Source organism: Streptomyces sp. NPDC059255 (genome assembly GCF_042752355.1).
GTDB lineage: Bacteria > Actinomycetota > Actinomycetes > Streptomycetales > Streptomycetaceae > Streptomyces.
Map to the genome: position 1 here is coordinate 265,382 of NZ_JBHYZP010000003.1, position 26,560 is coordinate 291,941.

Annotated in this window: 23 protein-coding genes, 4 tRNA genes, 1 other RNA gene and 1 pseudogene; 17 read left to right on the forward strand and 12 right to left on the reverse strand. The window is 71.4% G+C overall.

All coding sequences use genetic code 11. The features are described from left to right. Positions 1 to 4: 4 nt before the first annotated feature. Entirely contained in the window at positions 5 to 556 is a 552-nt protein-coding gene (locus tag ACFXKG_RS06810; RefSeq protein WP_384833469.1) for a hypothetical protein, read from the reverse strand. 340 nt (positions 557 to 896) lie between these two features. Between ACFXKG_RS06810 and ACFXKG_RS06815 the strand changes: the two genes are divergently transcribed. The 4 genes from ACFXKG_RS06815 to ACFXKG_RS06830 all read left to right on the forward strand — a co-directional run bounded on the left by ACFXKG_RS06815 (position 897) and on the right by ACFXKG_RS06830 (position 4,533). Continuing rightward, positions 897 to 1,943, forward strand: a complete 1,047-nt coding sequence (locus tag ACFXKG_RS06815) for an OmpA family protein (RefSeq protein WP_384833472.1) — start codon at positions 897 to 899, stop codon at positions 1,941 to 1,943. A gap of 70 nt (positions 1,944 to 2,013) precedes the next feature. Then, positions 2,014 to 3,267 (forward strand): hypothetical protein, encoded by a 1,254-nt coding sequence (locus ACFXKG_RS06820; RefSeq protein WP_384833475.1) that lies wholly within the window; start codon positions 2,014 to 2,016, stop codon positions 3,265 to 3,267. Between the two features lie 224 nt (positions 3,268 to 3,491). Then, positions 3,492 to 4,268, forward strand: coding sequence for a hypothetical protein (locus ACFXKG_RS06825; RefSeq protein WP_384833478.1), 777 nt, complete (start codon positions 3,492 to 3,494; stop codon positions 4,266 to 4,268). Then, the gene (locus tag ACFXKG_RS06830) at positions 4,252 to 4,533 is read left to right on the forward strand and encodes a helix-turn-helix domain-containing protein (protein ID WP_384833481.1); all 282 of its coding nucleotides are present in this window, start codon (positions 4,252 to 4,254) and stop codon (positions 4,531 to 4,533) included. The genes ACFXKG_RS06825 and ACFXKG_RS06830 overlap by 17 nt, the downstream gene beginning before the upstream one ends. A gap of 549 nt (positions 4,534 to 5,082) precedes the next feature. On the opposite strand, the gene ACFXKG_RS06835 is transcribed toward ACFXKG_RS06830, so the two are convergent. Then, a tRNA-Ser gene (locus ACFXKG_RS06835) sits at positions 5,083 to 5,170 on the reverse strand. A 72-nt stretch (positions 5,171 to 5,242) separates the two neighbouring features. Here ACFXKG_RS06835 and ffs point away from each other — a divergent pair. From ffs to ACFXKG_RS06865, 6 genes are all read left to right on the forward strand, one after another. After that, positions 5,243 to 5,341, forward strand: an RNA gene (gene ffs / locus ACFXKG_RS06840) — signal recognition particle sRNA small type. Between the two features lie 54 nt (positions 5,342 to 5,395). After that, a complete protein-coding gene (locus tag ACFXKG_RS06845) occupies positions 5,396 to 7,738 on the forward strand; it encodes a DNA polymerase III subunit gamma and tau (protein WP_384833484.1) in 2,343 nt (780 codons plus the stop codon). Between the two features lie 73 nt (positions 7,739 to 7,811). Beyond that, positions 7,812 to 9,086: a phosphoribosylamine--glycine ligase gene (gene purD / locus ACFXKG_RS06850; protein ID WP_384833487.1), complete on the forward strand. Its 1,275-nt coding sequence runs from the start codon at positions 7,812 to 7,814 to the stop codon at positions 9,084 to 9,086. 375 nt (positions 9,087 to 9,461) lie between these two features. Continuing rightward, positions 9,462 to 11,390 (forward strand): hypothetical protein, encoded by a 1,929-nt coding sequence (locus tag ACFXKG_RS06855; protein WP_384833490.1) that lies wholly within the window; start codon positions 9,462 to 9,464, stop codon positions 11,388 to 11,390. A 620-nt stretch (positions 11,391 to 12,010) separates the two neighbouring features. Then, positions 12,011 to 13,471 (forward strand): N,N-dimethylformamidase beta subunit family domain-containing protein, encoded by a 1,461-nt coding sequence (locus ACFXKG_RS06860; protein WP_384833493.1) that lies wholly within the window; start codon positions 12,011 to 12,013, stop codon positions 13,469 to 13,471. A gap of 127 nt (positions 13,472 to 13,598) precedes the next feature. Further along, on the forward strand, positions 13,599 to 14,495 hold the full coding sequence (locus ACFXKG_RS06865; protein ID WP_384833496.1) for a phosphoribosylaminoimidazolesuccinocarboxamide synthase: 897 nt from the start codon (positions 13,599 to 13,601) through the stop codon (positions 14,493 to 14,495). Positions 14,496 to 14,573: 78 nt separating this feature from the next. On the opposite strand, the gene ACFXKG_RS06870 is transcribed toward ACFXKG_RS06865, so the two are convergent. From ACFXKG_RS06870 to ACFXKG_RS06910, 9 genes and pseudogenes are all read right to left on the reverse strand, one after another. Continuing rightward, positions 14,574 to 14,646 (reverse strand) — tRNA-Gly (locus ACFXKG_RS06870). Between the two features lie 46 nt (positions 14,647 to 14,692). Next, positions 14,693 to 15,394, reverse strand: coding sequence for a response regulator (locus ACFXKG_RS06875; protein ID WP_384833499.1), 702 nt, complete (start codon positions 15,392 to 15,394; stop codon positions 14,693 to 14,695). Beyond that, positions 15,394 to 16,269, reverse strand: a pseudogene (locus ACFXKG_RS06880) (sensor histidine kinase); the annotation flags it as partial. The pseudogene ACFXKG_RS06880 and the gene ACFXKG_RS06875, both read right to left, overlap by 1 nt. Further along, complete coding sequence (locus ACFXKG_RS06885) at positions 16,248 to 16,670, reverse strand: hypothetical protein (protein ID WP_384833502.1); 423 nt, start codon at positions 16,668 to 16,670, stop codon at positions 16,248 to 16,250. The gene ACFXKG_RS06885 and the pseudogene ACFXKG_RS06880, both read right to left, overlap by 22 nt. A 45-nt stretch (positions 16,671 to 16,715) precedes the next feature. Beyond that, positions 16,716 to 17,543 (reverse strand): ABC transporter permease, encoded by an 828-nt coding sequence (locus tag ACFXKG_RS06890; RefSeq protein WP_384833505.1) that lies wholly within the window; start codon positions 17,541 to 17,543, stop codon positions 16,716 to 16,718. A gap of 89 nt (positions 17,544 to 17,632) precedes the next feature. Further along, the gene (locus ACFXKG_RS06895; RefSeq protein ID WP_384833508.1) at positions 17,633 to 18,610 is read right to left on the reverse strand and encodes an ABC transporter ATP-binding protein; all 978 of its coding nucleotides are present in this window, start codon (positions 18,608 to 18,610) and stop codon (positions 17,633 to 17,635) included. A gap of 184 nt (positions 18,611 to 18,794) precedes the next feature. Continuing rightward, a tRNA-Gly gene (locus tag ACFXKG_RS06900) sits at positions 18,795 to 18,867 on the reverse strand. A 68-nt stretch (positions 18,868 to 18,935) separates the two neighbouring features. Continuing rightward, positions 18,936 to 19,007: transfer RNA gene (locus ACFXKG_RS06905), tRNA-Gly, on the reverse strand. Positions 19,008 to 19,316: 309 nt separating this feature from the next. Then, positions 19,317 to 19,658: an Lsr2 family protein gene (locus ACFXKG_RS06910; RefSeq protein WP_384833511.1), complete on the reverse strand. Its 342-nt coding sequence runs from the start codon at positions 19,656 to 19,658 to the stop codon at positions 19,317 to 19,319. A gap of 400 nt (positions 19,659 to 20,058) precedes the next feature. On the opposite strand from ACFXKG_RS06910, the gene purS reads away from it, so the two are divergent. The 7 genes from purS (at position 20,059) to ACFXKG_RS06945 (ending at position 25,806) form a co-directional block, all read left to right on the forward strand. Further along, the gene (purS, locus tag ACFXKG_RS06915; RefSeq protein ID WP_384833514.1) at positions 20,059 to 20,376 is read left to right on the forward strand and encodes a phosphoribosylformylglycinamidine synthase subunit PurS; all 318 of its coding nucleotides are present in this window, start codon (positions 20,059 to 20,061) and stop codon (positions 20,374 to 20,376) included. 56 nt (positions 20,377 to 20,432) lie between these two features. Next, positions 20,433 to 21,107 carry a phosphoribosylformylglycinamidine synthase subunit PurQ gene (gene purQ / locus ACFXKG_RS06920; protein WP_384833735.1) on the forward strand — a complete coding sequence of 225 codons (675 nt, stop codon included), beginning with the start codon at positions 20,433 to 20,435 and terminating at the stop codon, positions 21,105 to 21,107. Next, on the forward strand, positions 21,107 to 23,365 hold the full coding sequence (gene purL / locus ACFXKG_RS06925; RefSeq protein ID WP_384833517.1) for a phosphoribosylformylglycinamidine synthase subunit PurL: 2,259 nt from the start codon (positions 21,107 to 21,109) through the stop codon (positions 23,363 to 23,365). Before purQ ends, purL begins: the two co-directional genes overlap by 1 nt. Positions 23,366 to 23,445: 80 nt before the next feature. After that, positions 23,446 to 23,652 carry a DUF4177 domain-containing protein gene (locus ACFXKG_RS06930; RefSeq protein WP_365810593.1) on the forward strand — a complete coding sequence of 69 codons (207 nt, stop codon included), beginning with the start codon at positions 23,446 to 23,448 and terminating at the stop codon, positions 23,650 to 23,652. Positions 23,653 to 23,774: 122 nt separating this feature from the next. Further along, positions 23,775 to 24,329 (forward strand): ArsR/SmtB family transcription factor, encoded by a 555-nt coding sequence (locus ACFXKG_RS06935; protein ID WP_384833520.1) that lies wholly within the window; start codon positions 23,775 to 23,777, stop codon positions 24,327 to 24,329. 46 nt (positions 24,330 to 24,375) lie between these two features. After that, on the forward strand, positions 24,376 to 25,281 hold the full coding sequence (locus ACFXKG_RS06940) for a murein hydrolase activator EnvC family protein (protein WP_384833523.1): 906 nt from the start codon (positions 24,376 to 24,378) through the stop codon (positions 25,279 to 25,281). A gap of 39 nt (positions 25,282 to 25,320) precedes the next feature. Continuing rightward, positions 25,321 to 25,806, forward strand: a complete 486-nt coding sequence (locus tag ACFXKG_RS06945) for a MarR family winged helix-turn-helix transcriptional regulator (RefSeq protein WP_384833526.1) — start codon at positions 25,321 to 25,323, stop codon at positions 25,804 to 25,806. On the opposite strand, the gene ACFXKG_RS06950 is transcribed toward ACFXKG_RS06945, so the two are convergent. Then, positions 25,803 to 26,486, reverse strand: a complete 684-nt coding sequence (locus tag ACFXKG_RS06950) for an FMN-dependent NADH-azoreductase (RefSeq protein WP_384833529.1) — start codon at positions 26,484 to 26,486, stop codon at positions 25,803 to 25,805. The two genes, ACFXKG_RS06945 and ACFXKG_RS06950, sit on opposite strands and share 4 nt — an antisense overlap. Between the last annotated feature and the right edge of the window lie 74 nt (positions 26,487 to 26,560).

The following is a 26,560-nucleotide window of genomic DNA, read 5'->3' on the forward strand; positions in this document are numbered from 1 at the left end:
TCTCTCAGGACAGCAGCGGGCCGGCGAGGAGGGAGAGTCCGGCCGCCACCGCCATCAGCCCCGTCCAGAGCACGCCCCGGGCTATGTACCGGTGCTTGGTCATCGCCACCCGGGCCAGTACTGGGATCAGCTGCCAGACCTCCCGCCGTTCGCGGTCCTGATCCGCCGGGGGCGGAGTGCCGTCGGCAATGGCCAGCAGCGGCAGGCTGAACCGGTTGGGGGCGGGGGGCGGCCCCAATCGGGGACGCAGCGCCTGCACGACGCAGTAGACGGCCGGCAGGAACCCGGTCACGTGCAAGAGCAGCAAACAGAAGGCGATCCACGCTCCTGGCCCACCACGCCTCCAGGCCTCTTGTGCGACGTCCCCCTGCGGCAGGGCTGTGGCCAGCAGCCCTGCCTGCACCGCGCTGAGAACTCCGACCTTCGCGTCGGCGAACTGGGCCGCGCCGCGAAGCGAGGCGCAAATGGCCAGCCCGGTCTCCAGATCCGCGGTCCCAGGTGTGTCCGAGGTGGTCGATCCGGCTGGGCTCCCGGTGGGGCGTACGGGACTGGACACGAGGGCCTCCTGGAGCCGAGTGGTCGAGAGATCCCAGTAACTCCCTCAGAACGGTCCGACAAAAGTCACAAATACGCATTTCACCCTGGAGAGTTCAATGAGTCCTTTGATGCGAATCCCCTCGCCTCGGCTCTTCTCTGCCGCATTCGCGCTGACCGCCCTGGTTGCAGGCAGCGGGTGCAGCGCCTTCGAGGCACCCACCGTGCGGCCCTGCGCCTGGCTGGACCGTGCTTCCGACGAAGCTTCCGGCGACAGGGGAAAGAGTCGGCCACGTACCGCCGTGCTCCTTGACCGTAGCTCTTCCACCCGGCCTGACAAGGCGAGCGGGCCGGGAGTACGGGTGCCGGACTGGGCAGCCACGCTCGTGGCCGCCGAGGGGCTTGCGCCACAGGAACTGGAGGGAGGATTCCTCTCCGTCGCCGGCTTCGGCGGAACCCGGGCCACTGTCGATTGGGGTGTGGACCAGGTGTCCGTCACACCGGTGAAGGGCAACGACACGCTGAAGAAGGATCGAGGGAGCGCTCAGCGCCGCTGTCTGGAGAAACGACTGCGGGAGCTGTCCGCCGGAGTGCCGGGCACCGATCGTACTGATGTGCTGGGCGCGCTGGCCGCAGCTGCCGACCAGCTCAGCTCCGCCGGTAGTGACCGCAAGATCGTGGTCGCGACCGACGGGCTGACCAATACCGGCTGCGCGGACTTGCGCTCCGCCGGATTCGACGGCGCGGAGGAGATCAGAGCGACGGTGGAACGCTGCCGCAAGGCGGGCGAGCTGCCGGACTTGAAGGGATCCGAGGTGGCCCTCCTCGGCATCGGCCGCTCGCCTCGGGGCGAGGCGCCGTCGTCCTCACAGACCGCTTGGCTGACCGCTCTGTGGACACAGCTGTGCAAGGCGACCGGAGCATCGTCCTGCGAGGTGGCCGCTACTGCCCGGTCTCGAGAGCCCGAGGTGGGGAAGGGAACCACGGCCGGCACGGCGGAACCCCAGGTGACCTATCCGACTGTCTCCGAACGACCGAAGGGCCGGGTCACCACGATCACCCTTCCCGGGTCCGTCCTCTTCGACACCGACCGCGCGGAGCTGTCACCTGCGGCACAGAGCGCCCTGGACCGAGCGGCGCTTCGTATCCGGGAACTTGATCCCCTCGTGGTCGCGGTCTCCGGGCACACCGATTCCCGTGGGGGCGAACGACGCGGAAGGCAGCTCTCCCTGGCCCGGGCGCAGGCCGTACGGTCAGCCCTCGCCGGACGCGGGATCGCGGTCGATTCCGCCCACGGCTACTCCGACGACCGGCCCATCTGCACCCCCGAGTACCGAGACGGGGCTCCGGACTACGCAGCCATGGCCTGCAACCGTCGGGTGGAGATCGCTGTCACGGTGCGCCGATGACCGCCTCCCACCTGGTGCACACCGCGCTGAGGAGGCACCCCTTCACAACTCGCAGAAAAGGACGTCATACATGTCCCGGAACCATCAAGGCATCCCCTGCCATCACGGCTGCGGATGCGACATACGGCACCTGGTGAAGAGCGCGGAGCAAGGTCCGGAGCGCGCCCCGGAGCGTCTGGACAACGGTGAGATGCGGATGCTGTTGCGTGCGGCCCGCGAGGTCGCAGAGCTTGTCGGCCACAACCGGGAACAACTCGCAGCTGCCCGCGCGCGTACGATTCGCACCCACGCCCGGACCGAGGAGGCCGTCCAAGCCCTGGCTCGTTTCGAGGCGATGGCTTCACTCCGGACGGCCCGTACGGCGCAAGAGGCAGTCGAGGCACGTCATGCGGAGGATGGCGCCCACGACCGGCGTCGCCGTGAGCTGTGGATACGGGTGCTGCGCTGGCCGGTCGTCGCCGCCATGGCGGTGTTCGACGCCTGGTATTTCATGCAGGTCTTCCAGTACCTCACCGTCAATGAGGCAGCGGCCTCTTTGGTCGAGCAGACAGTCTCCTTCCTGCCTGGTGTCGTTCTCGCCCTGGCCCTGATGCTCTCCGGATACACGATCGCGGCTCCGTTGCACCGTGTACGCGAGCGGCTGCACGCCCTGCGCGCGCGTCGCCCCGTACTCTCGTTGCTCGGTTCTCTCAGCCTGCCCGCTCTCTACCTGCTCGCCGTGCTGACCACTGTCACCGTGTGGGCCCTGCTGCGGGCCCGTGACGCGGGAGTGGGGGACGAAGGCATCGAGGGAGCCCGGTTCGCGCCCGGGTGGGTCGCCTTGCTGATGCTCGTGCTCGCGATCACCGCGGTGGCTATGAAGATCGTGGCCTACAACCCGTACGCGGACAGCGCGGTCGAGGCTCGCCGTGGCCTGTTGCGTGCTCGGATGACCTACGCCTTGCTGGTGCGGAGGGTGGGATCTGCCCTGCGCAAGCAGGAGAGAGCGTGGAGTGACCTGTGCGCGCTGCGTGACGAACTGGCCTCACAGGTACGACTGGAGAGCATGCGAGTCTGGGAGGCCGCGATCCTCGCCGCCCGTATGCTGCACGGCCAGGCCGGCCACATCCCGCCCGCTCCGGCCGTCTTGCTCGACGGAACGGAGGCGCCGGCGCCGGCGGCTGCCTGGATGGCGCCGCTCTTCTCCGGCGTGGTTGAGCCCCCGCCAGAACTCGGACCTCTGGTCGAAGCTCACCGAATCACCGTCACATGCACTCCCTCTGAGTTACGCGATCGCCGGACAGAACTGATCAGCCGCATCGACCGTCAACTCGGACCGGCCTGATGGTTGGGCGGCAGGAAAGCACCGAGAGCACTGGGGCAGCTGCTCGTCCGGCCCTGTTGGAGATGGCCCGGGGCAACCGCCGGTTGTACAGGCGATTGGTTCAGCGGCTTTTGGATGCTCCAGGGCCGCCGACCGAAAGTCTCGGGAGTGGGTGTGCCTGCCCAATCCGGTCCCGGCGACTCGGCGCGGAACAGCTCCGAAACAGGACGTGAGAGGACACAGCAATGACCGTTCCGCTGTCCAGCGACGCATTCACCCGCGTCTGCAGATGGGTGGAGGACCAATATGCAGACACGCGCATGTGCTTGCGCACCGGGTTGGACGCCATGCCTCTCTGCGATGAGGAGCGCAGCTCGCTGAACGATTTGCGTTCCAAGGCTCTCCACGAGGATTTGGGCAGTCCTGCACGCGTCGAGGCCTGGTGTCACATCGCGCACCACATTCGCGAAGAGACTGGGAGCCGGCGGGAAGAGCGGTGGACATTGATCGTCCTCTGGCTGCTCACGCCCCGCTTGAGGGGGGCAGCACGCGTGATTGCCCGGCGTACGGGGGCGGAACGGGCCGATGTATGTTCCGCGCTGCTGCAAGGAGCGTTGGAGGGGGTGCGGACTCTCGGCAGGGCGGCCCCTGCGGGAGCCGAGCAGCACCTGGTTGATGCGGCGTTCGCCGTCGCATGGCAAACAGGGCGGCGGAGCCCTCAGGAGACGCCGATCGGGGAGTGGGATGTGATGAAAGGCCTGGTAACCGACCAGCTTGTTTCGACGACAGCAGACTGCGACCTCGTGCGGGGCGACGCGATGTCCATCGCGCTCGCCCAGCGGGCGCAAGGTGAGCGCTTGGGTTCTCTGGCATACCGCTTGGGACTCCTGACGCATGTGCGCCGAGTGCGCCAGCTCCGGCGCGCCCGGCCGCGCCCGGCACGTACCGAAGCCCACCCCACACCGATGGGACAGGATTCATTATTCGAAATGCGGAGGTCGGCAGATGACACGCCGTCGTGATGAGTCCGTCCCGTTCTCGGAGATCTTCGGGCTCCCTGCCGAGGTGGATCTCAGGACGGCGGCGAAAGCGCTGAACCTGGGATTGGCTACTGCATACCGGCGAGCCAAGCGCGGCGACTTCCCCTGCGCCCTGCGGAAGGTGGGACGACGCTATGTCGTGCGTCTGCCTGACCTGATGCGTGGACTCGGCATCCAGGACGTGCGGGTGCTCTATGACGACATCGACGCGGGTGCGAGATTCGCCAGTGGACAGACCGAGACCTAGCCGCGCCTACAGGCAGCGACGCCTGACTGCCGTCGCGCGCTGAACTCGGCAGTCGCCCGCGCAAGACGCTCGGCTGGGAAACCCCAGCCGAGCGTCTGCCTGAACTGATCACCGCCACACGCCCGTGATCACGTGGTGCGACGACCCCTGGAATTCGCCGCTCTGCAACTCCGCGGTGGCCGCAACGACGAGGCCCACCGCGCCCGCACTGCGGTGTTGTACGCGGTGGGGCGGCAACTCCTGGCCGGCCAGGAACGGAGGCGTGGACCTTGGGTCTGCCCAAAGGAGGTCACCTTCGGCAGACTCTCAGGGGCGTGCGGCGCGGGGAACGGAAGCTGCGGCGCTGCTTATGAGAAGTGCAGCTTCGAGCTCGGGAGGGCGCCCCGTACACGCGCATCACCGGCCCATGCTCCGGAAGGTCGGGCAGCAGGTTGGCGACATGCTCCTGGAGCCGTCGGAGGGCACCTGAGATGGAAACCGGGACGGACAACGTTGAAGGGCCCCACCGCGAGCGGTGGGGCCCTTCAACGTTAGTGCCCGGTGAGGCACTGGCGGAGGATACGAGATTCGAACTCGTGAGGGGTTGCCCCCAACACGCTTTCCAAGCGTGCGCCCTAGGCCACTAGGCGAATCCTCCGCGGCAAACAATACAAGACGCTGGGCCGTGCTCGCGAACTCGTTCGCGGGGGCTCGGATCAGGTACTGTGTGCGGAGCCCCTCACGTGGCGCTATCTGACTGAACTCCCCCAGGGCCGGAAGGCAGCAAGGGTAGGTCGGCTCTGGCGGGTGCGTGGGGGGCGCTTGCGTTGTGGGGTGGCGGTGGGAGGCGGGTTTGTCGTAGGGGGCCGATATCGTCGTAGGTGTGTCGTCCCTTGCGCTGTACCGCCGTTATCGCCCCGAGTCGTTCGCCGAGGTCATTGGGCAGGAGCATGTCACTGACCCGCTGCAGCAGGCCCTGCGCAACAACCGGGTCAATCACGCCTACCTGTTCAGCGGGCCGCGTGGCTGCGGGAAGACGACCAGTGCGCGCATCCTCGCGCGGTGTCTGAACTGCGAGCAGGGGCCCACGCCCACCCCGTGCGGTACGTGTCAGTCGTGCCAGGACCTGGCCAGGAACGGGCCGGGGTCGATCGATGTCATCGAGATCGACGCGGCTTCGCACGGTGGCGTGGACGACGCGCGTGATCTGCGGGAGAAGGCGTTCTTCGGGCCCGCCGGCAGTCGTTACAAGATCTACATCATCGACGAGGCGCACATGGTCACCTCGGCGGGGTTCAACGCCCTGCTGAAGGTGGTCGAGGAGCCGCCGGAGCATCTCAAGTTCATCTTCGCGACCACCGAGCCCGAGAAGGTCATCGGGACGATCCGGTCGCGTACGCACCACTATCCGTTCCGGCTGGTGCCGCCCGGGACGCTGCGTGACTATCTCGCCGAGGTGTGCGGCAGGGAAGGCGCCGTCGTCGCGGACGGGGTGCTGCCCCTCGTCGTACGGGCCGGTGCCGGGTCCGTGCGTGACTCGATGTCCGTGATGGACCAGTTGCTGGCCGGCGCGGCCGACGACGGTGTGACGTACGCCATGGCGACGGCCCTGCTCGGGTACACGGACGGTTCGCTGCTGGACGCCGTGGTCGACGCGTTCGCCGCCGGGGACGGCGGCGCGGCCTTCGAGGTCGTGGATCAGGTCATCGAGGGCGGCAACGATCCGCGGCGCTTCGTCGCCGACCTGCTGGAGCGACTCCGGGATCTGGTGATTCTGGCGGCCGTGCCGGACGCGGGGGAGAAGGGGTTGATCGACGCCCCCGCCGATGTCGTCGAGCGGATGCAGGCCCAGGCGTCCGTCTTCGGCGCGGCCGAGCTGAGCCGGGCCGCCGATCTCGTCAATACGGGGCTGACGGAGATGCGTGGCGCGACCTCGCCCCGGCTTCAGCTGGAGCTGATCTGCGCGCGGGTGCTGCTGCCCGCGGCGTTCGACGACGAGCGTTCGGTCCAGGCCCGCCTCGACCGGCTGGAGCGGGGCGCCGCCGCCTCGGCCTCGGTCGCCGGGGCCGCTTTCTCCGGCGCGGGGGCCGGTCCCGCGGCCGGGTATGTTCCCGGGCCCGGCGGCCACGCTCCCGTACCGCCGCCCGCTCCGGTGGAGGATCCCGCCGCTGCCGCCGCTCGGGCCGCCGCCGCGGCGCAGGCAGCGCAGGCCGCCGCTCAGCCCGCGCCCGCCCAGGCCGCGGGACCGGCCCCCGCCCCGTCGGCCCCGGCAGCCCCAGCACCCGCGCCCGCCGCCGAGCCCCAGCGGCCCGGGGCCTGGCCCGGTGCCGGGGCCGGTGCCGGGGCCGCCGAGACCGGGCGGCGCCCCGGTGGCTGGCCGACCGCCTCCACGCCGGGGCAGGGCGTGCACCAGGGCGCCGGTGCGCAGCCGCCCGCCCCGGCCTCCGGTCCCGCGCCCGGCACCGGCCCCGCCGCCGGGGGCGCGGGGGCGGGCGCGGGGGCGGCGAGCCCAGGGATGGCGCAGGGCGCCGGGCAGGTACGGCACATGTGGCCCGACATCCTGGAGGCCGTCAAGAACCGCCGCCGCTTCACCTGGATCCTGCTCAGCCAGAACGCGCAGGTCGCCGGGTTCGACGGGACGACACTCCAGGTCGGCTTCATCAACGCGGGCGCCCGCGACAACTTCACGAGCAGCGGCAGCGAGGCGGTGCTCAAGCAGGCCCTCGCCGAGCAGTTCCAGGTCCAGTGGAAGATCGAGGCGATCGTCGACCCGTCCGGCGGCACCGCGCCCCCGGCACCGTCCGGCGGCGGTGGAGGAGGCGGGGGCTACGGGGCTCCCGGCGGCGGTTACGGCGCGCCCGCCGGAGGCGGAGCCCCGCCCGGCGGCGGGGGAGGCGGTTACGGAGCCCCGCCCGGCGGCGGTGGCTACGGCGCGCCCTCCGGCCCCGGCCAGGGACCGGGCGGCCCGGGCCCCGGTCCCGGCTCCGGCTCAGGACCCGCGCCGGCCTCCCAGGCATCGCGGCCCGCGGCGCCCGCGCCCGCCCGCCCCGAGCCGCCGCGCGCCGACAACAGACCCGCGGCACCGCCCCCGCCGCACACCGTGGCTCCGGAGGACGACACGGCGGAGGAGGACGATCCGGATCTCGTCGACTCCGCCCTCTCCGGCCACGACCTGATCGTGCGCGAGCTGGGAGCGACCGTTGTGGAGGAATATACGAACGAATGACGGACCGCCCCTCGGCGTCTCGTCCCATGGGCCGCACACGGGCCGGCGCCCCCGCCCGGTTAGGCTGCCCCTCGTGAAGGTCCTTGTCATCGGCGGCGGCGCCCGCGAACACGCCCTGTGCCGCTCTCTCTCCCTCGACCCCGGGGTCACCGCTCTCCACTGCGCGCCCGGCAACGCCGGCACCGCAGAGGTGGCCGAGTCGCACCCGGTGGACGCGCTGGACGGCGCGGCCGTGGCCCGCCTCGCCACCGAGCTGGGGGCGGAGCTGGTCGTCGTCGGACCCGAGGCGCCCCTGGTGGCCGGGGTCGCCGACGCCGTACGGGACGCGGGCATCCCCTGCTTCGGCCCCTCGAAGGAGGCCGCCGAGCTGGAGGGCTCCAAGGCGTTCGCCAAGGACGTGATGGCCGCGGCGAACGTACCGACGGCACGCAGTTACGTCTGCACGACCCCGCAGCAGATCGACGACGCGCTCGACGCGTTCGGCCCGCCCTATGTCGTCAAGGACGACGGGCTCGCGGCCGGCAAGGGCGTCGTCGTGACCGGCGACCTCGCCGTGGCCCGCGCGCACGGGCTCGCCTGCGGCCGCGTCGTCATCGAGGAGTTCCTCGACGGACCCGAGGTCTCGCTCTTCGCGATCACCGACGGCGAGACGGTCCTGCCGCTCCAGCCGGCCCAGGACTTCAAGCGCGCGCTTGACGGCGACGAGGGCCCCAACACCGGTGGCATGGGCGCGTACTCCCCGCTCCCGTGGGCCGATCCCAAGCTGGTGGAAGAGGTCCTGGAGACCGTTCTGCAGCCCACGGTCGATGAACTGCGCCGCCGGGGCACGCCGTTCGCCGGGCTGCTGTACGCGGGCCTCGCGATCACCGGCCGCGGTGTACGGGTCATCGAGTTCAACGCCCGCTTCGGCGACCCCGAGACCCAGGTGGTCCTGGCCCGGCTCAAGACCCCGCTGGCCGGTGTCCTGCTGGCGGCGGCCGAGGGGAACCTCGCGGCGCACCCCCCGCTGGCCTGGCGCGACGACGCGGCGGTCACGGTGGTCGTCGCCTCGCACAACTATCCGGACACTCCGCGCACCGGCGACCCGATCGAGGGGCTGGACGAGGTCGCGGACCAGGATGGACCCGACGCGTACGTCCTGCACGCCGGAACCAGGCTGGAAGGCGGCACCACCGACGCCGGCACGGTGGTCAGCGCCGGCGGGCGCGTGCTGTCCGTGACGGCCACGGGCAAGGACCTGACACAGGCCCGTGAGCGCGCGTACACGGCGCTGGGCCGGATCCGCCTCGCCGGTTCCCAGCACCGTACGGACATCGCGCGCGCCGCCGCGGACGCCCAGGAGGGCTGATCCGGGCGGTCCGGCGACCTCCGTCACCGCCGTAGTCCTCTGTACGCAGGTTCTCTGTACGCAAGCTCTCCGTACGTATGCGCGCCGCAGCCCCGTCGCCGGGCTGCGGCGCGCAGTTGTGTACGCGGCTCACCGTCGCGTCCGCCGCTCACCTACGCGCGGGTAGCTCCGAAGCGCCGCTCGTCAGCAGCTTTGACCAGAGCCATTCCATCGGGTGACGGTTGGGCCATCCGGATGACGGGTCTTCGGGGTCCAACTAGGGTGCGGCGCATGCGTTCCGGCACTTGGCCCACCGGCATTGCGATGTCAGTGGCGGGTGCCACAGTGGGGGAGTGAGCAACGCAGCCGACACGGCAGAGGGGGTGAGGTCCGACCATGTCCGGTTCCGGGATCGGTGACGAGCTGGGCGCTCAGGGTGCCCGGGTCCGTGCGCTCGCCGTGCTGCGGCTGCGCGGCCGGGCGCTGGCCGTCGCGTTGCTGCCGGCGGCCGTCGCCGTCGTGCTGCTGGCAGGCGGGGCGACGGGGCATCTCGCCGGCGCGGGGTGGAACGCCGCGCGCTGGGCGGTGACGGTTCTCGCCGTCGTCGTGCTGGCGCTGGCCGCCGCCGTCGCCGCCGTCGTCGTCCGTGCCAGGCCCGCTCTCAGCCCCACCGTCGCGGTCTCGGAGAAGGCCGCGCCGGATCTCTACCGTCTGGTGCGCGATCTCGCGGAGCGTCTCGACGTCCCCGCACCCTCCGCCATAGCGCTGACCCCGGACTGCGACAGCTGGCTGGAGGATCGTACGCATCCCGGGCACGGCCGGCCGCGCGAACGGATATTCGCCCGTGCACTCGGCCGGGCGGTTCCGCCGGCGGCCCGGCCGGCCGGCCCCGCCGGCGCGCCCACCGCCGAGTCGGTCGTCGAATCGGCCGCGCAACCGGTCTCCGGCACCGGGGGCGGCGTGGTGGGCGGCGGCGCCCGGCGCGCGGTCGTCGCCACGCCCGTCCTCGTGATCGGCTCGCCCTTCCTCTGGTGGATGCGCGTCGCCGAGCTGCGCGCCGTCCTCGCCCCGGTCGTCGCCGGTACGGGGCTCTCCGCGCACCCGGACATAGCCGCTGCCCGGCGCTTCGTCCGGGGGCTCGACGCGGCGGTCGCCGTCGCGTCCGCCCCGGGCCTCGGCCCGGTCCGCAGGGTGGCCCTCGGCGCGGTCGCGCGCGTGGCCCGGGTGCTGCTGCGCGGCTGCGGCGAGCACGCCGCGCTGATGGAGCGCGGGGTGGCCGCCGCCGCGTCCGAGCGCGCCCAGGCGGTGGACTACGGACTGCGGATCGTCGCCCAGGAGCAGGTGGGCCTCGCGTACGCGGGGTGGGACCGGCTGCTCACACGCGTCGCGCTGCCCGCCTGGCGGATGGGCCGCTGGCCCTCCCGGCTCGACGCCGGTGTGGTCTCGGCCCTGACGGAGCTGTCCCGGCGTGACCGCCTCGCCGAGGGCTTCGCCTCCCGGCTCGGCGAACGTCCCGCCTGCGATCTGCTCGAAGAACCGGGCGCGGTCGACGAGGCGGCGTCCCTGCTCGCCGCCCGCCTCTTCCACGGCGGCCCGGCCGAGGCGGGCCCCGACTGGTCCCCGGTGGACTGGCAGCAGTATCCGGAGGAGGTCGTCGACCGCAAGTGGCGTACGGAGGCCGCCCGGCTGCACCGCGTCCTGGACCGCATGGAGGTCGGCGCCGGAGTCGGTACGGCGCGGGGCGCGGGCATCGGTTCGGGCGTCGGCGCGGGTGTTGGTACGGGCGTAGGCACCGGTGTCGGTAAGGGGGTCGGTGCGGGCATCCGCGCCGGCGTCGGTACGGGTGTGGGCACGGGGAGTTCCGTTCCCGCGCCGGGGCCCACCCTGGCGCGCGTCATGGACCACCTCTCCCGCCCCGCCGACGCGGACGGCGAGACCGGAGCGGCCCTGGCCGCCGGCATCAGCGCCGAGCTGGCCAGGGAGGAGGCGGCGGCCCCGGTAGCCCCGGCCGAGGCGGGGGGCGACGCCCTCGCGTTCTGGGGCACCGACCCGCTGCCCCTCCTGCCCCTCCAGCCGCCCCGCACCGGCCGCGAACTGCTCGCCGACCACGTCACGGCGATGGTCTGCTGCTCCGCCGTCGACACGGCGGGCGCCGCCCCCGGCCTGGACTGGCTGGACGGCCCGGCGCTGCTGGTCGACGGCGTGCGCCGAGCCGATCTCGGCGGGCGCGTCCTCAGCCTGGTCGAGGGCGGCGACGCGGAGCCGCTCCGCTCGTGGCTGGCCTCCCTCGGCGTCCGCGCGGAGAAGCCCGTACGCCTCGTGTGAGCCCCCGGCGTACCGGCTCGGGCCCGTACGCCCGCCCGTAGGCCCCCGGCCCGCCCGTAGGCCCTCGGCCCGCCCGCCCCCGGCCGCCGGCCCGCCCCCGCCCCCGGCCCGCCCGCCCGCCACTGGCCCCCTGGCCTCCCCCCACCACTGACCCTGGCCCGGCCCCGCCGCCGGCCCGCCTCCGCCCCGGCCGCCGGCCCGGCCGCCGGCCCCTGGCCGCCTCCGCCTTCGCTCCCGGCCGCCCCGCCCCCGCCCGCACACCCGCCGAAGCCCCTCCGTGAGCGCCGCCTCCGGGTGGTGGCCGAATATGTTCCTCCTTCTCGCCGCCACCCGTTCCTGTTCATCCCGTTACGTACATATTCATCACCCAGCACCCCCTCCGGCTCGCGCGGACCCGCGTTCCGGAGCGATGTATTCCGTTCACGTCAATTCACGACGAACGGTGACGGGCCACACGCGTTTTGTGATGTGCTGGTGTCCGGAGCCGACCGTCGACCGCGTTACCGACCGGCCAAACGGCCGTATTACCGTCGTATTACCGGCGCGTCGGCGCACGTATCGAGGCGTGCATCAACATCCGTGCCCCCTGCGGGCGCGGCGGCACGGAGGAGGGGCGCACCATGGGGGCGGACCAGATCCGGCGATGGGAATCGGGCGCTCTCGCCCACGCGGTCAGCGACCCGTTCGGCCAGGGCCCGCTGCCCTGGCTGCGCGGCAGTGAGAACTACATCGACGACACAGGCCAGGTCGTCCCCTGGTACGCGGACCCGACGCTCGGCGCGGGCCGCAGCGGCGGCCCCCGTACCGCCGACGACGTACGGCGCCAGATCAAGGGCTTCGCCTCGAACGGCGCCGTGGCCCCGGGCGAGGCGATCGACTTCCACGTCACCGTCGACCCGCCCCAGGAGTTCTTCGTCGACATCTACCGGATCGGGCACTACGGCGGCGACGGCGCCCGCAAGATCACCACCAGCCCGCGCCTCTCCGGCATCGTCCAGTCCGCGCCGCTCGCCGTCGACCGCACGGTCTCCTGCCACCACTGGTGGCTCTCCTGGCGGCTCCAGGTCCCGTCGTACTGGTCCCTCGGCGCCTACGTCGCCGTCCTCACCACGGTCGACGGCTACCGCTCCCACATCCCCTTCACGGTCCGCGACAGTCACCCCGCCGATCTGCTGCTCCTGCTCCCCGACATCACCTGGCAGGCGTACAACCTCTACCCCGAGGACGGCCACACCGGCGCCAGCCTCTACCACGCCTGGGACGAGCAGGGCCGGCTCCTCGGCGAGCAGGACGCCGCGACGACCGTCTCCTTCGACCGCCCCTACGCGGGCGCGGGACTGCCCCTCCATGTGGGCCACGCCTACGACTTCATCCGCTGGGCCGAGCGCTACGGCTACGACCTGGCCTACGCCGACGCCCGCGACCTGCACGCGGGCCGCGTCGACCCCACCCGCTACCGGGGCCTGATCTTCCCCGGCCACGACGAGTACTGGTCCGTCCCCATGCGGACCACCGTCGAAGCCGCCCGCGACCACGGCACCTCGCTCGTCTTCCTCTCCGCCAACTCCCTCTACTGGCAGGTCGAGCTGGGCCCTTCGGCCTCCGGTGTCCCCGACCGCCTCCTGACCTGCCGCAAGCGCCGCGGCCCCGGGCGCCCCGCCCTCTGGCGTGAGGTGGACCGGGCGGAGCAGCAGCTCCTCGGCATCCAGTACGCGGGCCGGGTCCCCGAGCCGCACCCGCTCGTCGTACGGAACGCCGGCCACTGGCTCTGGGAGGCCGTCGGCGTGGCCGAGGGCGAGGAGATCGCGGGGCTGGTCGCGGGCGAGGCGGACCGGTACTTCCCGCGTACGGCGCTGCCCGAGCACCAGAACCGGATCCTGCTCGCGCACTCCCCGTACCGCGACAGCGAGAACACCAAGCGCCACCAGGAGACCTCGCTCTACCGCGCCCCGTCCGGCGCCCTCGTCTTCGCCTCCGGCACCTTCGCCTGGTCCCCGGCGCTGGACCGCCCCGGCCATGTCGACCCGCGGATCCAGCGCGCGACCGCCAACCTCCTCGACCGGATCTGCAAACGGGACTGACCGCCTCCCGGCCCCGGACATTCCCCCGACTCCTGCGTCTCTCCGGCCACCCCTGCGAGCTGCGGCTTCCGGCATACGGGAGAATCGAGACGATCTCCTTGATCGGACAGAACCACGCGGAGGAACGGTGTCCGGATTCGTAGAAAAGCCCGAGCCCCTTCAGGTGCCGGGTCTGGTGCACATCCACACCGGCAAGGTGCGTGATCTGTACCGGAACGAGGCGGGCGACCTGGTGATGGTCGCCAGCGACCGTATCTCCGCGTACGACTGGGTCCTGCCCACCGAGATCCCGGACAAGGGCCGGGTCCTCACCCAGCTCTCGCTCTGGTGGTTCGAACGGCTGACGGACCTCGTCCCGAACCACGTGATCTCCACCGACGTCCCCGCGGGCGCCCCCGCCGACTGGGCCGGCCGCACGCTCGTCTGCGAGTCGCTCGACATGATCCAGGTGGAGTGCGTCGCGCGCGGCTACCTCACCGGCTCGGGCCTCGCCGAGTACCGGGAGTCCCGCACCGTCTGCGGGCTCGCGCTCCCCGAAGGGCTGGTCGACGGCTCCGAGCTGCCCGCCCCGATCTTCACGCCGGCGACGAAGGCTGCCGTGGGGGACCACGACGAGAACGTGTCGTACGACGAGGTGGTGCGCCTGATCGGCACCGAGAACGCGTCCCTGCTGCGCCGGACGACCCTCGACGTCTACGGCCGGGCCCGGGACATCGCGCGCGACCGGGGGATCATCCTCGCCGACACGAAGTTCGAGTTCGGCTTCGACGGCGAGCGCCTGGTGATCGCGGACGAGGTGCTGACGCCCGACTCCTCGCGCTTCTGGCCGGCCGCCACCTGGGAGCCGGGCCGCGCGCAGCCTTCGTACGACAAGCAGTACGTACGCGACTGGCTGACCTCGCCCGCCTCCGGCTGGGACCGCGCGAGCGAGCAGCCGCCGCCCCCGCTGCCGCAGGAGATCGTGGACGCGACCCGCGCGAAGTACCTGGAGGCGTACGAACTCCTCACCGGCAAGAGCTGGTAGAGCGGGTAGCGCGGGTAGCGCGGGTGTACGCGAGAAGCCCCCGGCCGATTCATTCGGCCGGGGGCTTCCCGTTCTCTGAGCGGACGACCAGGTTCGAACTGGCGACCTCAACCTTGGCAAGGTTGCGCTCTACCAACTGAGCTACGTCCGCATGCGCCGCTGTGCTTCCGCACCGTTGCGCGGTGGCGCGAGGCCAACTATACCCAACCCCGGTCGCGTGCGAGACGCGCTGCCGCATGCCGGTTCTCCGCCCCCAGCTTGGTCGCCGCCGACGACAGATAGTTCCGTACGGTCCCCTGCGACAGGGAGGCGCGCTCGGCGATCTCCGCGATCGGCGCACCGTCGACCGCCAGCTCCAGGACCTCGGCCTCGCGGGCGGTCAGCGGCGAGTCCCCGGCGGAAATCGCGTCGGCGGCCAACTCCGGGTCCACGAAGCGGTAACCGGCGTGGACCGAGCGGATGATCTCGGCGAGCTGCCGCGCGCTGACCGTCTTGGGCACGAAGCCGCGCACCCCGGCGGCCAGCGCCCGCTTGAGGTGGCCGGGCCTGCCGTGGCTCGTCACGATCATCGTCCGGCAGCCGGGCAGTTCGGCCCGGAGGGATGTGGCGACTTTCACACCGTCCGCTCCCGGCATCTGGAGATCCAGTACGGCGACATCGGGACGGTGCGCCCGCGCCATCGCGAGCGCCTCGGGGCCGGTGGCCGCCTCGGCGACGACGACCAGATCGTCCTCAAGGGCGAGCAGCGCGGCCATGGCACCCCGGATCAGGTGCTCGTCATCGGCCAGGAGGACCCGTACCGGGACGGTGGGGAGGGACGGCGGAGCGCCGGACGGCTGAGAAGATACGGGCAGCTCGGACGGTACGGACGGTACGGGTGGCTCGGACGGTACGGACATCAGACCGCCACCTCCGCGCCCGAACCGGCACCCGGGCCCGAACCGGCGCCCATCGGCCCCGCTCCCGGCCCCGGCCCCGGCCCCCGCGCTGATCCCGGCCGGGACCGCGGCCGCGGCTGTTCCGGCAGCGGGATTCGTGCCGTCAGCCGGAAGCCGCCGCCCTTCGTGGGGCCCGCCTCCAGCGTGCCGCCCACGGCGGCCAGCCGTTCCCGCAGCCCTGCGAGCCCGGATCCCTTCGCGCGCCGGCCGGCGGCGCCCCCGGCCTCCGCGCCGCCCTCGACCGGATCGGTCTCCGGCACGCCGTCGTTCTCCACGATCAGAACCGCCTCCCAGCCGCTGAACTCCCCGGCCTCGCCGGACTTCCCGGATCTCCCGGACCTTACGGGCTCCCCGGCCCCTCCGGATTCTCCCGTCTCCGACGGCTGTTCCGACAGCCGTACGGTGCACCGCCGCGGGTCCCCGTGCCGCAGGACATTCGTCGTCGCCTCGCGCACCACCCACCCCAGCGCGGACTGGACCCCGGTCAGAAGCCCCATGCTCCCGCGCTGTCCGCCGTCCCGCCGACCGCCCTCCCCGCCGACCCGCCCGCCGTTCAGCATTCCGCCCTCGATCGTCTCGATCCCGTCGATCCGGCAGTCGATGCCGGCCGCCTCCAGCACGCCCCGGGCGCCCTCCAGCTCGGTGTGCAGGTTCGCCTCGCGGTAGCCGCGTACGACCTCCCGCAGCTCCCGCTGCGACTCCCGCGCGATCCGCTGCACCTCGGTCATCTGGGCCACCGCCTCCGGCCGCCCGCGCTCGGCGAGCTGCACCGCCAGTTCGCTCTTCAGCGCGATCACTGCCAGATTGCGGCCCATCACGTCAGGATGGTCGATGCCACTCCAAAGCCCCCGAGGACCATCAGCAGGGCGCCGAAGCCCCCGTCCTTGGGCCACTCGCCGGTCTCGGTCCCGGTCCCGGTCAGCACGAGCAGCCCGAGGATCAGGACCGCCGACAGCCCGCCTGCCGCCAGCATCAGCCGTACGGGCTGCGGGTACCGGCCCAGCCGCCACTCCATGGCCCGTAGGCAGAGCGCGCAGCACAGTACGGATTGGACGAGGACCAGCGGGACCGTCCAGGACTCCCCCCGGCCGACGAGACTCGGGGTGAGCGCCCCGAATTCGAGGCCCCCCATCCCGTAGAACGAGTAGCGGGTGTACAGCTCGACCCTGGCGGAGTTGGTCGTGGCGGACCCGTGGCCCAGGTTCCGCGGATTCCACCGGCCGGTCAGCCTGATCATGTCCTCCGGAGTCCTTTCCCCGCGCCCGACGGACCTCGGCGGTTCTCAGCGGCGCGGCTCCCAGCGGAACCACCGCTGTACGGCAAAGCCAGCCAGCACGATCCAGGCCACGGCGGTCAGCGCCGCCCCGAGGAGGTCGTACCCCTCCGTACCGCCCAGCCAGCCCGCCCGTATCAGGGTCATGACGCCGGTCACGGGCAGCAGTTCGCAGACGGAGGCCACCCGGTCCGGCAGCACCTCCAGCGGTACGAAGAGACCGGAGCCCACCACCGAGATCAGGAACAGCGGCATGGTGGTGAGCTGGGCGCTCTCCACGGTACGGGTGAACGCCGAGGTCGCGGCCGCCAGCGCGGTGAGCAGCAGCAGCCCGGCCAGCAGCCCGCCGAGCAGCAGCAGCGGGTTCTCCGGCGCGGGCACCCCCAGGAACGCCACCCCGCCCGCGATCATCAGGCAGGACTGCGCGAAGGCCAGCACGACCGCGGGCAGTGCCGTACCGGCGAGGATCTCGCGGTCGGACGCCTCGACCGTACGGAGCCGCTTGAGCACCAGGTCCTCGCGGCGGGCCGTGTACGCGGCGGAGAGGTTGGCGTACACCCCCATGATCAGCACCATGCCGATGCTGCCGGCCATCGCGACCTCGATGCCGGTCATTCCGGTCTTGTCGAGGTCGACCTCCCTGAGCGACGCCTTGATCGCCCCGATCATGGCCACCGGCACGATCAGCGCGGAGAAGAGCGCCGTCCTGTTCCGGACGAGCATGACGTACTCCGCCCGCCCGAGCGCCTTGAGCCGCCCGGCGGCCGTCGTCCGCGGCCCGCCGGGCGGGTCCTCCGCCGTGCCCGCCGTGCCCGCCGCGCCTGCCGGACGCGTCATTCGTGGATCGATCACCTCGACCGTCCCACCATCCGCCCCAGCATCCGTTCCGCCGTCCGTCCTGCCGTCGGTCCTGCCGTCCGTCCTGCTCATCGTGAGTCCCCCGTTTCCGCGCGCTCCGACGCGATATCCAGAAATGCCTCTTCGAGGGAGGCGGACCGGGCGTCCAGCGTCGCCAGTTCCACGTCCGACCCCTCGGCCCAGCGCAGGAGTTCCCCCAGGTCCTGCTGGAGCCGCCGGGTGCGGATCTCCATCTGCCCGTCGCCGCGCTCCGCCGCCTGCAGCGACAGGGGGAGCCGTCCGGCGGGGACGCCGGCGGGCAGCGTGAAGCGGATCCGCGCGGGCCGTGCCGCGGTCACCTCGGCCGGGGTGCCGGAGACCACGATCCGGCCCCTGTGCATGATCGCCAGCCGGTCGGCGAGGGTCTCCGCCTCCTCCAGGTAGTGCGTGGTCAGCAGCACGGTGGTGCCGCCCGCCCGCAGCTCCCGCACCAACTCCCAGGTGTCGCGCCGCCCTTCGGCGTCCAGCCCCGTCGTCGGCTCGTCCAGGAAGAGCACCTCGGGCCGCCCGAGCAGCGCGAGCGCCAGGTCCAGGCGCCGCTTCTCGCCGCCGGAGAGCTGCTTGACCCGTACGTTCGCCCGGTGGCCCATCCCCACCAGTTCCAGCGCCTCACCGGTCGGGCGCGCGCCGCTGGTGCACCCGGCGCACATCCGCACGGTTTCCGTGACCGTCAGGTCGGAGGGGAAGCCGCCCTCCTGGAGCATCACGCCCACCCGGGGGCGCACGGCGGCCCTTTCGGTGTACGGATCGTGCCCCAGCACCCGGATCGTGCCGCCGCTGGGCCGGGCCAGGCCCTCCAGCAGCTCGACGGTGGACGTCTTGCCCGCGCCGTTCGTCCCGAGCAGTGCGAACAGCTCGCCGCGCGGCACGGAGAAGGAGATCCCGTCGACCGCGTGGAATCCGCCGGTGTACGTACGCCGCAGGGCGTCCACGTCGATCACCGGGGCGGGTGCGGCGCCGTCGTCCCGGGGCGGGTGAGCCGAAACCTGCGTCGATGCCTGAGTCATGTCTTCAGGGTTCCGGCGGAGCGGGCCCTTCGGCAGTGCGCCCTGTCACCGTCTCCGATGACATTTGTCATTTCGCGGGACGTGCGGCGGTGGGCGGAGGCTCATGAGGAGGAGAGGAGAGGAGAGCAGGTGAGGAGGACACGAAGAAGGCCCTGGTCCGGAGACCAGGGCCTTCATTCTTACGAGCGGACGACCAGGTTCGAACTGGCGACCTCAACCTTGGCAAGGTTGCGCTCTACCAACTGAGCTACGTCCGCATCGCACCGGCTGACCGATGCGTCCATCACTCTACCTGATCCATTGAGCCGGACCGGAAGTGATGTAGAGCGGGTGACAGGAATTGCACACTGCGCCTCCCCCTTGGAAAGGGGGCGTTCTACTACTGAACTACACCCGCACGCTGCCTGGGCTTCGGCTTTTCGGCCTTGCCCCTCGGCGTGCTCCAAACTCTAGCCGATCAGTGGGGGTGCTGTGCAACTCGGTGCGGAGCCAGGTCACTCGACCGGCGTGAGCCCGGGCACGAACCGGGTGCGAACCAGGCGTGAGCCGGGCTCGATCCGGGCGCGGACCCGCGTACGGAACGGACGTGAACCGCGTACGGAACGGGCGCGGGCCCACGCCCGGATCGAGCACGAACCCGCGCCCGGCCCCGCGCCCGGCCCGCGCCCGGTCCACGTCGCCTCCGGGGCCCGCGCCCGCCCGTCGCTCAACTCGCCTTGTGGAACGCCTCGTACACCCGCTTCGGGATCCGGCCGCGCGCCGGCACCTCCACCTTGTGGGACTGCGCCCAGGCCCGCACCGCCGCCGGGTCGGGAGCGAGCGCCGTGTGCCGGTAGGCCGTACGTGCGCGCACCTTGCCGTGCTTACTGGCATTTGTCTGCTTTCGACCCGCCGCCACGAAGGGGGCCAGGGCCTTACGCAGTTTCTTCGCGTTGGCGGGATTGAGGTCGATCTCGTACGACTTCCCGTCCAGGCCGAACGCGACCGTTTCCGCCGCATCCCCGCCGTCGATGTCGTCGGAGAGCGTGACCACTACGCGCTGCGCCACGGATTCAGGTCCTTTCTTGCGGCACCCGCTCACGTCCGAACGTGCCCGACATGTGCGGGAAACGTGTTGACGTGCTGCGATACCGGCCTTCCGGCTCTTATGGGGCAATGCTTCTTTCCGCTGTATTCCTTTGTACAGCGAAAGAGACCGCATTGTGAAGCCCAGCCAATTACATCAGCGTGTCCTGCGGCAATGGCTGGCGAGATTTTTTTCCGGGATTTTTCCCGGCGTTGTCCCGGGGCGGCCCGGCCGCCCCGCCGTTCGCGCGGATCCAGAAAACGGACATATCTACCCGCGTAGATTTTCTGGCCGGGTACGCTGAGGTACCTCGGGGGGTCTGGGGGATTCCCCGGAGAACGCAACAGCGAGAACCAGCCGCACCACACCACCGGGAGTGCACGTGGCACGCGTCGTAGTCGACGTCATGCTCAAGCCGGAGATCCTCGACCCGCAGGGCCAGGCGGTGCAGCGCGCACTGCCCCGCCTGGGCTTCGAGGGGATCGCCGACGTCCGCCAGGGAAAGCGTTTCGAGCTGGAGGTGGCGGGGCCGGTCGACGAGGCCGCCCTCGCCCGCATCCATGAGATGGCCGAAACCTTTCTCGCCAACACCGTCATCGAGGACTTCGTCGTGAAGATCGACGACGCTGACGAGGCCGGCGACGCCGGCGGGCTCGACGGGGCCGCCGCCGCGACCGCGACGGCCGAGGGGTCGAAGTGACCGCCCACCCGTCGCCCGCCGCCACCCCCGACGGAGGCCCTGCGGGCCGCAGTAACATTCGAATCGGAGTCGTCACCTTCCCCGGCACCCTCGACGACCGGGACAGCCTGCGGGCCGTCCGTATCGCCGGTGCCGAGCCGGTATCGCTGTGGCACCGCGACAAAGATCTCCATCAGGTCGACGCGGTTGTCCTGGCAGGCGGTTTCAGTTACGGCGATTATCTGCGGGCCGGTGCCATCTCCCGGTTCTCGCCGGTGATGGAAACGATCATTGAGCAGGCGAAGGCCGGTATGCCGGTTCTCGGCATCTGCAACGGCTTCCAGATCCTCACCGAGTCGCATCTCCTTCCGGGGGCGATGCTCCGTAACAACCATCTCCACTTCATCTGCCGCGATCAGAAACTGCGGGTGGAGAGCGCGGACACCGCCTGGACCGCCGACTATTCCGCCGGCCAGGAAATCTCCGTACCGCTCAAGAACATCGACGGCCGGTACGTCGCCGACGAGCGCACGCTCGACGCGCTGGAGGCCGAGGGCCGGGTCGCCTTCCGCTACCTGGACGGGAACCCGAACGGGTCGCTGCGCGACATCGCCGGGGTCACCAACGCGGCCGGCAATGTCGTCGGCCTCATGCCGCACCCCGAGCACGCCGTGGAACCGCTGATCGGTACGGGCCGTACCGACGGCCTCGGATTCTTCACCTCGATCCTGAAGAAGCTGGTAAGCGCCTGATGACCATCAAGAACCTCGACACGGTCAAGCACGCGACCGGTACCCCCGACGCCGAGCAGCCCTGGAAGGAACTCGGCCTCAAGGAGGACGAGTACGCCCGGATCCGCGAGATCCTGGAGCGCCGTCCCACCGGCGCCGAGCTGGCCATGTACTCCGTCATGTGGTCCGAGCACTGCTCGTACAAGAGCAGCAAGGTCCACCTGCGGCAGTTCGGCGAGAAGGCCCCGGCCAGCGACGCCATGCTCGTCGGCATCGGCGAGAACGCGGGCGTCGTGGACGTCGGCCAGGGGTACGCGGTCACCTTCAAGGTCGAGTCGCACAACCATCCCTCCTACATCGAGCCCTACCAGGGCGCGGCCACCGGCGTCGGCGGCATCGTCCGCGACATCCTCGCCATGGGTGCCCGCCCGGTCGCCGTCGTCGACCCGCTGCGCTTCGGAGCGGCCGACCACCCGGACACCAAGCGGGTGCTGCCGGGGGTCGTCGCGGGCATCGGCGGTTACGGCAACTGCCTCGGCCTGCCGAACATCGGCGGCGAGGTCGTCTTCGACGCCTGCTACCAGGGCAACCCGCTCGTCAACGCCGGCTGCATCGGCGTGATGAAGCACGAGGACATCCACCTCGCGAAGGCGTCCGGCGCGGGCAACAAGGTGATCCTGTACGGCGCCCGCACGGGCGGCGACGGCATCGGCGGCGTCTCGGTGCTGGCCAGCGAGACCTTCGAGTCCACCGGTCCCGCCAAGCGGCCCGCCGTCCAGGTCGGCGACCCCTTCCAGGAGAAGCTCCTCATCGAGTGCACCCTGGAGATCTTCGCGGAGAAGCTCGTCGCCGGGATCCAGGACCTCGGCGGCGCCGGCCTCTCCTGCGCGACGAGCGAGCTGGCGTCGGCCGGCTCCGGCGGGATGCGGGTCAAGCTGGACACCGTACCGCTGCGTGACGCGACCCTCTCGCCCGAGGAAATCCTCATGAGCGAGTCGCAGGAGCGCATGTGCGCGGTCGTCGAGCCCGGCAAGGTCGACCGCTTCATGGAGATCTGCGAGAAGTGGGACGTCATCGCCACGGTCATCGGTGAGGTGACCGAGGGCGAGCGTCTGGAGATCTTCTGGCACGGCGAGCAGATCGTCGACGTACCGCCGCGCTCCGTCGCCCACGACGGCCCGGTGTACGAGCGGCCCTACGCGCGCCCCGACTGGCAGGACGCCCTCCAGGCGGACGACGCGAACAAGCTGGCCCGCCCGGCCACCTCGGCCGAGCTGCGCGAGCAGGTGCTGCGGCTGGTCGCGTCGCCGAACCAGGCGTCGAAGGCGTGGATCACCGACCAGTACGACCGCTTCGTCCAGGGCAACACGGTGCTGGCGCAGCCCGAGGACGCCGGCATGGTCCGGATCGACGAGGAGTCGAACCTGGGCGTGGCGATGGCGACGGACGGCAACGGCCGCTTCGCGAAGCTCGACCCGTACACGGGCGCGCAGCTCGCGCTGGCGGAGGCGTACCGCAACGTGGCAGCCTCCGGCGCCACCCCGCTCGCGATCTCCGACTGCCTGAACTTCGGTTCGCCCGAGGACCCGGCCGTGATGTGGCAGTTCGCCGAGACGACGCGCGGACTGGCCGACGGCTGCCTTCAGTTGGGCACGCCGGTGACCGGCGGCAATGTCTCGCTCTACAACCAGACGGGCGAGACGGCGATCCACCCGACGCCGGTCGTGGCCGTGCTCGGCGTGATCGACGACGTCAACCGCCGTACGCCGATCGCCTTCGCGGAGCAGGGCCAGCTTCTCTACCTGCTCGGCGACACCCGCGAGGAGTTCGGCGGTTCGGCCTGGTCCCAGGTCGTCCACGACCACCTGGGCGGGCTGCCGCCGGCCGTGGACCTGGACCGCGAGAAGCTGCTCGGCGAGATCCTGATCTCGGCGTCCCGCGACGGCATGATCGACGCGGCGCACGACCTGAGCGACGGCGGTCTGATCCAGGCGGTGACGGAGTCCTGCCTGCGTGGCGGGCACGGCGCGCGGCTGGTCGTACCGGACGGGCTGGACGCCTTCACGCTCCTGTTCAGCGAGTCGGCGGGCCGCGCGGTCGTCGCCGTACCGCGCAGCGAGGAGCTCCGCTTCACCGACATGTGCGGGGCGCGCGGGCTGCCCGTGACCCGGATCGGGGTCGTGGACGGCGAGGAGATCGAGGTGCAGGGCGAGTTCGGCATCCCGCTGGGCGAGCTGAGGGACGCGCACGAGGCGACGATTCCGGCGCTGCTGGCCTGAGCGCCGTCCGGTCAGGTCAACCACGCGTCGACCAGGATCGACCAGGCGTCAACCAGGATCAACCAGGAGGGGAAGGCACCATGTCGTACGAGTACAAGGTCGTCACGTTCCGGGAATCGCTCATAGGCGACGCCCTGGACGGCGACAAGCTGGAGAAGATCCTCAACAAGCACGCCGAGGACGGCTGGGCGCTGAAGTCCATCACGGCGGCGGACGTCAAGGGCCGGATCGGTCCGGGCGCGGTCGAGGGACTGCTGCTGACGCTGGAGCGCCCGCGCGAGGCGTGACGTGAGTTGAGCCCCCGTCCCGGGTTTCCGGGGCGGGGGCTCAGCTGTGTTCCCGTGTTCCCGTGTGCCGCGGCACGGGCACCACCTTCTCGAAGGATTACGTAGTTACGTAGTATCGAGGCGTGGAGCTTGAGGAGCGCGTCGCCGAACTGGAGCGCAGACTGACGGCGTTGGAGCGCGCGGACGGCGATCGCGGGGCCGGGGGCCGACGCGGTGCCCGGGGCGCCGGCGAGGCGGACGGCGCGGAGCCGCCGCTGCCCGGCGGCGACCTCTGGGCGCTGCACCACCTCAAGTCCGAGCTGGCGAGGGCCGGTTCGCCGGGCGGGGGAGTGCTCTACACCGGCTCCGTACGGCTGCCCGCGGGGGAGCGGTACGAGTGGCAGTACGGCGCGCTCACCGACGGACTGCTCGCCGCCGACTGGTCGGGGACCTCGGAGTCCTTCGCCGCGCTCGGCCATCCGGTACGGCTCCGCCTGCTGCGCGAGATCCTCGGTGGCCGGCGCACGACGGCCGAGCTGGCGGAGGTGGACGAACTCGGCACCACCGGCCAGCTCTACCACCACCTGCGCCAACTGACCGGCACGGGCTGGCTGCACACGCCGGGCCGGGGACGGTACGAGATCCCGGCGGCCCGGGTCGTACCGCTGCTGGTGATGATCACCGCCGCGGGCCCGTAGCTCCGTCACCACCCATGACCGATCGACGTACCGGGGGAACGAAACGATGTCCGTGAGTGAGATGGAGAAGGGCCGCCGGAGCCGGGCGCGGGCCATGACCGGAGCCCGGCTGTCCTGGCTGGTGTTCTGCGTCCTGGTTTTCGTCGGGGCACACGTCAGCCTGCCCTTCGGCTACTGGTGGATCTGGCTGCCCGCGGGGATCGGGGTCGCGCTGCTGGTGTGGACAGGGCGGACGGCCCGCGCCCAGCACGCGGTGCGCCCGCCGGCGGTGGAGGTGGACCCGCCGGTCAGGGGGCGCTGGCAGGCGGTGAACAGCCCGGCGGACAAGGTGCCGAGCCATGGGACGTACGGGTACGGACAGGCGTACGCGATCGACATCGTGGCGGAGCCAGGCCCGGAGTCCGGCACGCTCAGCCCGGACGCCGGCCCGCCCGGCACGGCAGGACCGGCGTCCACCACGCCGCCGCCGTCCCGTCCGGCGTTCGCGTGGCTGTGGCCGGTCGCCCGCCGCAACGTGGACTTCCCGGCCTTCGGCGCACCGCTGCTCGCGGTGGCCGACGCGACGGTCGTCCACGCCTCCGACGGCCAGCGCGACCACCTCAGCAGGAACTCCCTGGCCGGCCTGGTCTATCTGATGCTCTTCGAGAGCGTGGTGCGGGACATCGCCGGGGCGCGCCGGATGTTCGGCAACCACCTGATCCTCGACCTCGGGAACGGTACGTACGCGGCCTACGCCCACCTCCGGCAGGGCTCGCTGGAGGTCGGCGCGGGCGATCGCGTCTCGGCCGGGCAGACCCTGGCCCGCTGCGGGAACTCGGGCAACTCCAGCGAGCCGCACCTCCACTTCCAGCTCATGGACCACCCGGACCTGAACGCCGCCCGCGGCATCCCGTTCCGCTGGCGGGGCATCGGCGTCCCGTCGAACAGCGAGAACTTCGTGAACCAGATTTAGTTTCAATCGATACTGTATTAAGTGAAGTAGTCTGGTTTCATGGCCGCCGAAGTTCCTCACCAGACCAGCGCCTCACGTGCGACCGACCGCCCCGGGGATGTCTCGCCCTTCGCTCTCGGCCTGCTGCTGCGCCGGGCGCACTGGCGCGCGGCCGCGGTGATGGGGGAGGCGCTTCGGCCGCTCGGCGTCGAGCTGCGGCATTTCGCGGTGCTGATCGTGCTGGTCAACCGCGGGCCCACGGTCCAGCGTGACCTCGCGGCGGCGACGGGGTCGGACAAGGCGGGGATCATGCGGGTCGTGGACGACCTGGAGCGGAAGGGGCTCGCCGTACGCAGGGCCGTGCCGGGGGACCGGCGGGTGCGGGCGGTGGAGATCACGCCTCAGGGGCTCGAACTCTTCGACGCGGCCCATGCGGCGGCGGAGCCGCTGGCCGAGCACCTGGCCGCCGAACTGGGTCCCGGCGAGCCCGAGCAGCTGACGGCCCTGCTGACCCGGTTGGCGCATCCCGCGGGACCCGAGGCTTAACGCGCGCCCGTCCCGGCGGCTTCCGCGGCTGCCGCGGCGAGCCGCTCCGCGAGTTCCTTGGCCTTGGTGGCCGCTTCCTCGAAGGCGCGCTTGCGGGACGCCTCGTAGAGGGGGATCAGTTCCGACATGGCCGGGTTGCGGGGGGCCAGGGTGAGTTCCGGGACGATGAAGTCGAGGTCCAGGCCGAGCGTTTCCTTGAGGACGGCCTCCAGATAGTTCTGTACGAACTCGTAGCCCTCGCGCGGGGTGCCCGGCGCGTAGGAGCCGCCACGGCTGGCGATGACGATCACCGGAGTGCCCTGGGCGGAGGGGGTCCCGCCCGCGGTGCGGCCGAGCAGGAACACGCTGTCCAGCCATGCCTTCAGGGTCGACGGTATCGAGAAGTTGTACATGGGCGCGCCGATCAGGACGGCGTCCGCCGCCTCCAGTTCCTCGATGAGCTTCACGCGCGCGGCGAACGCGGCGGACTGCTCCGGGGTGCGCTCGGCGGGGGCGGTGAAACCGGCGGTCCAGGCCGCGGCGTTGATGTGCGGGACGGGGTCGGCGGCCAGGTCGCGATAGATCACCGTGCCCTCCGGGTGCTGCTCCTCCCAGGTCCTGCGGAAGGCGGCCGAGACCGAACGGGACGAGGACGCCTCGCCCGGAAGCACGGACGAGTCGATGTGCAGCAGCGTGGTCATGGGTGTTCTCCAAGGAATGGTGCCCGGGCGGGAAGCCGGGGCTGAGGATTTCGTGGGCGCAACAATAGTTGCAC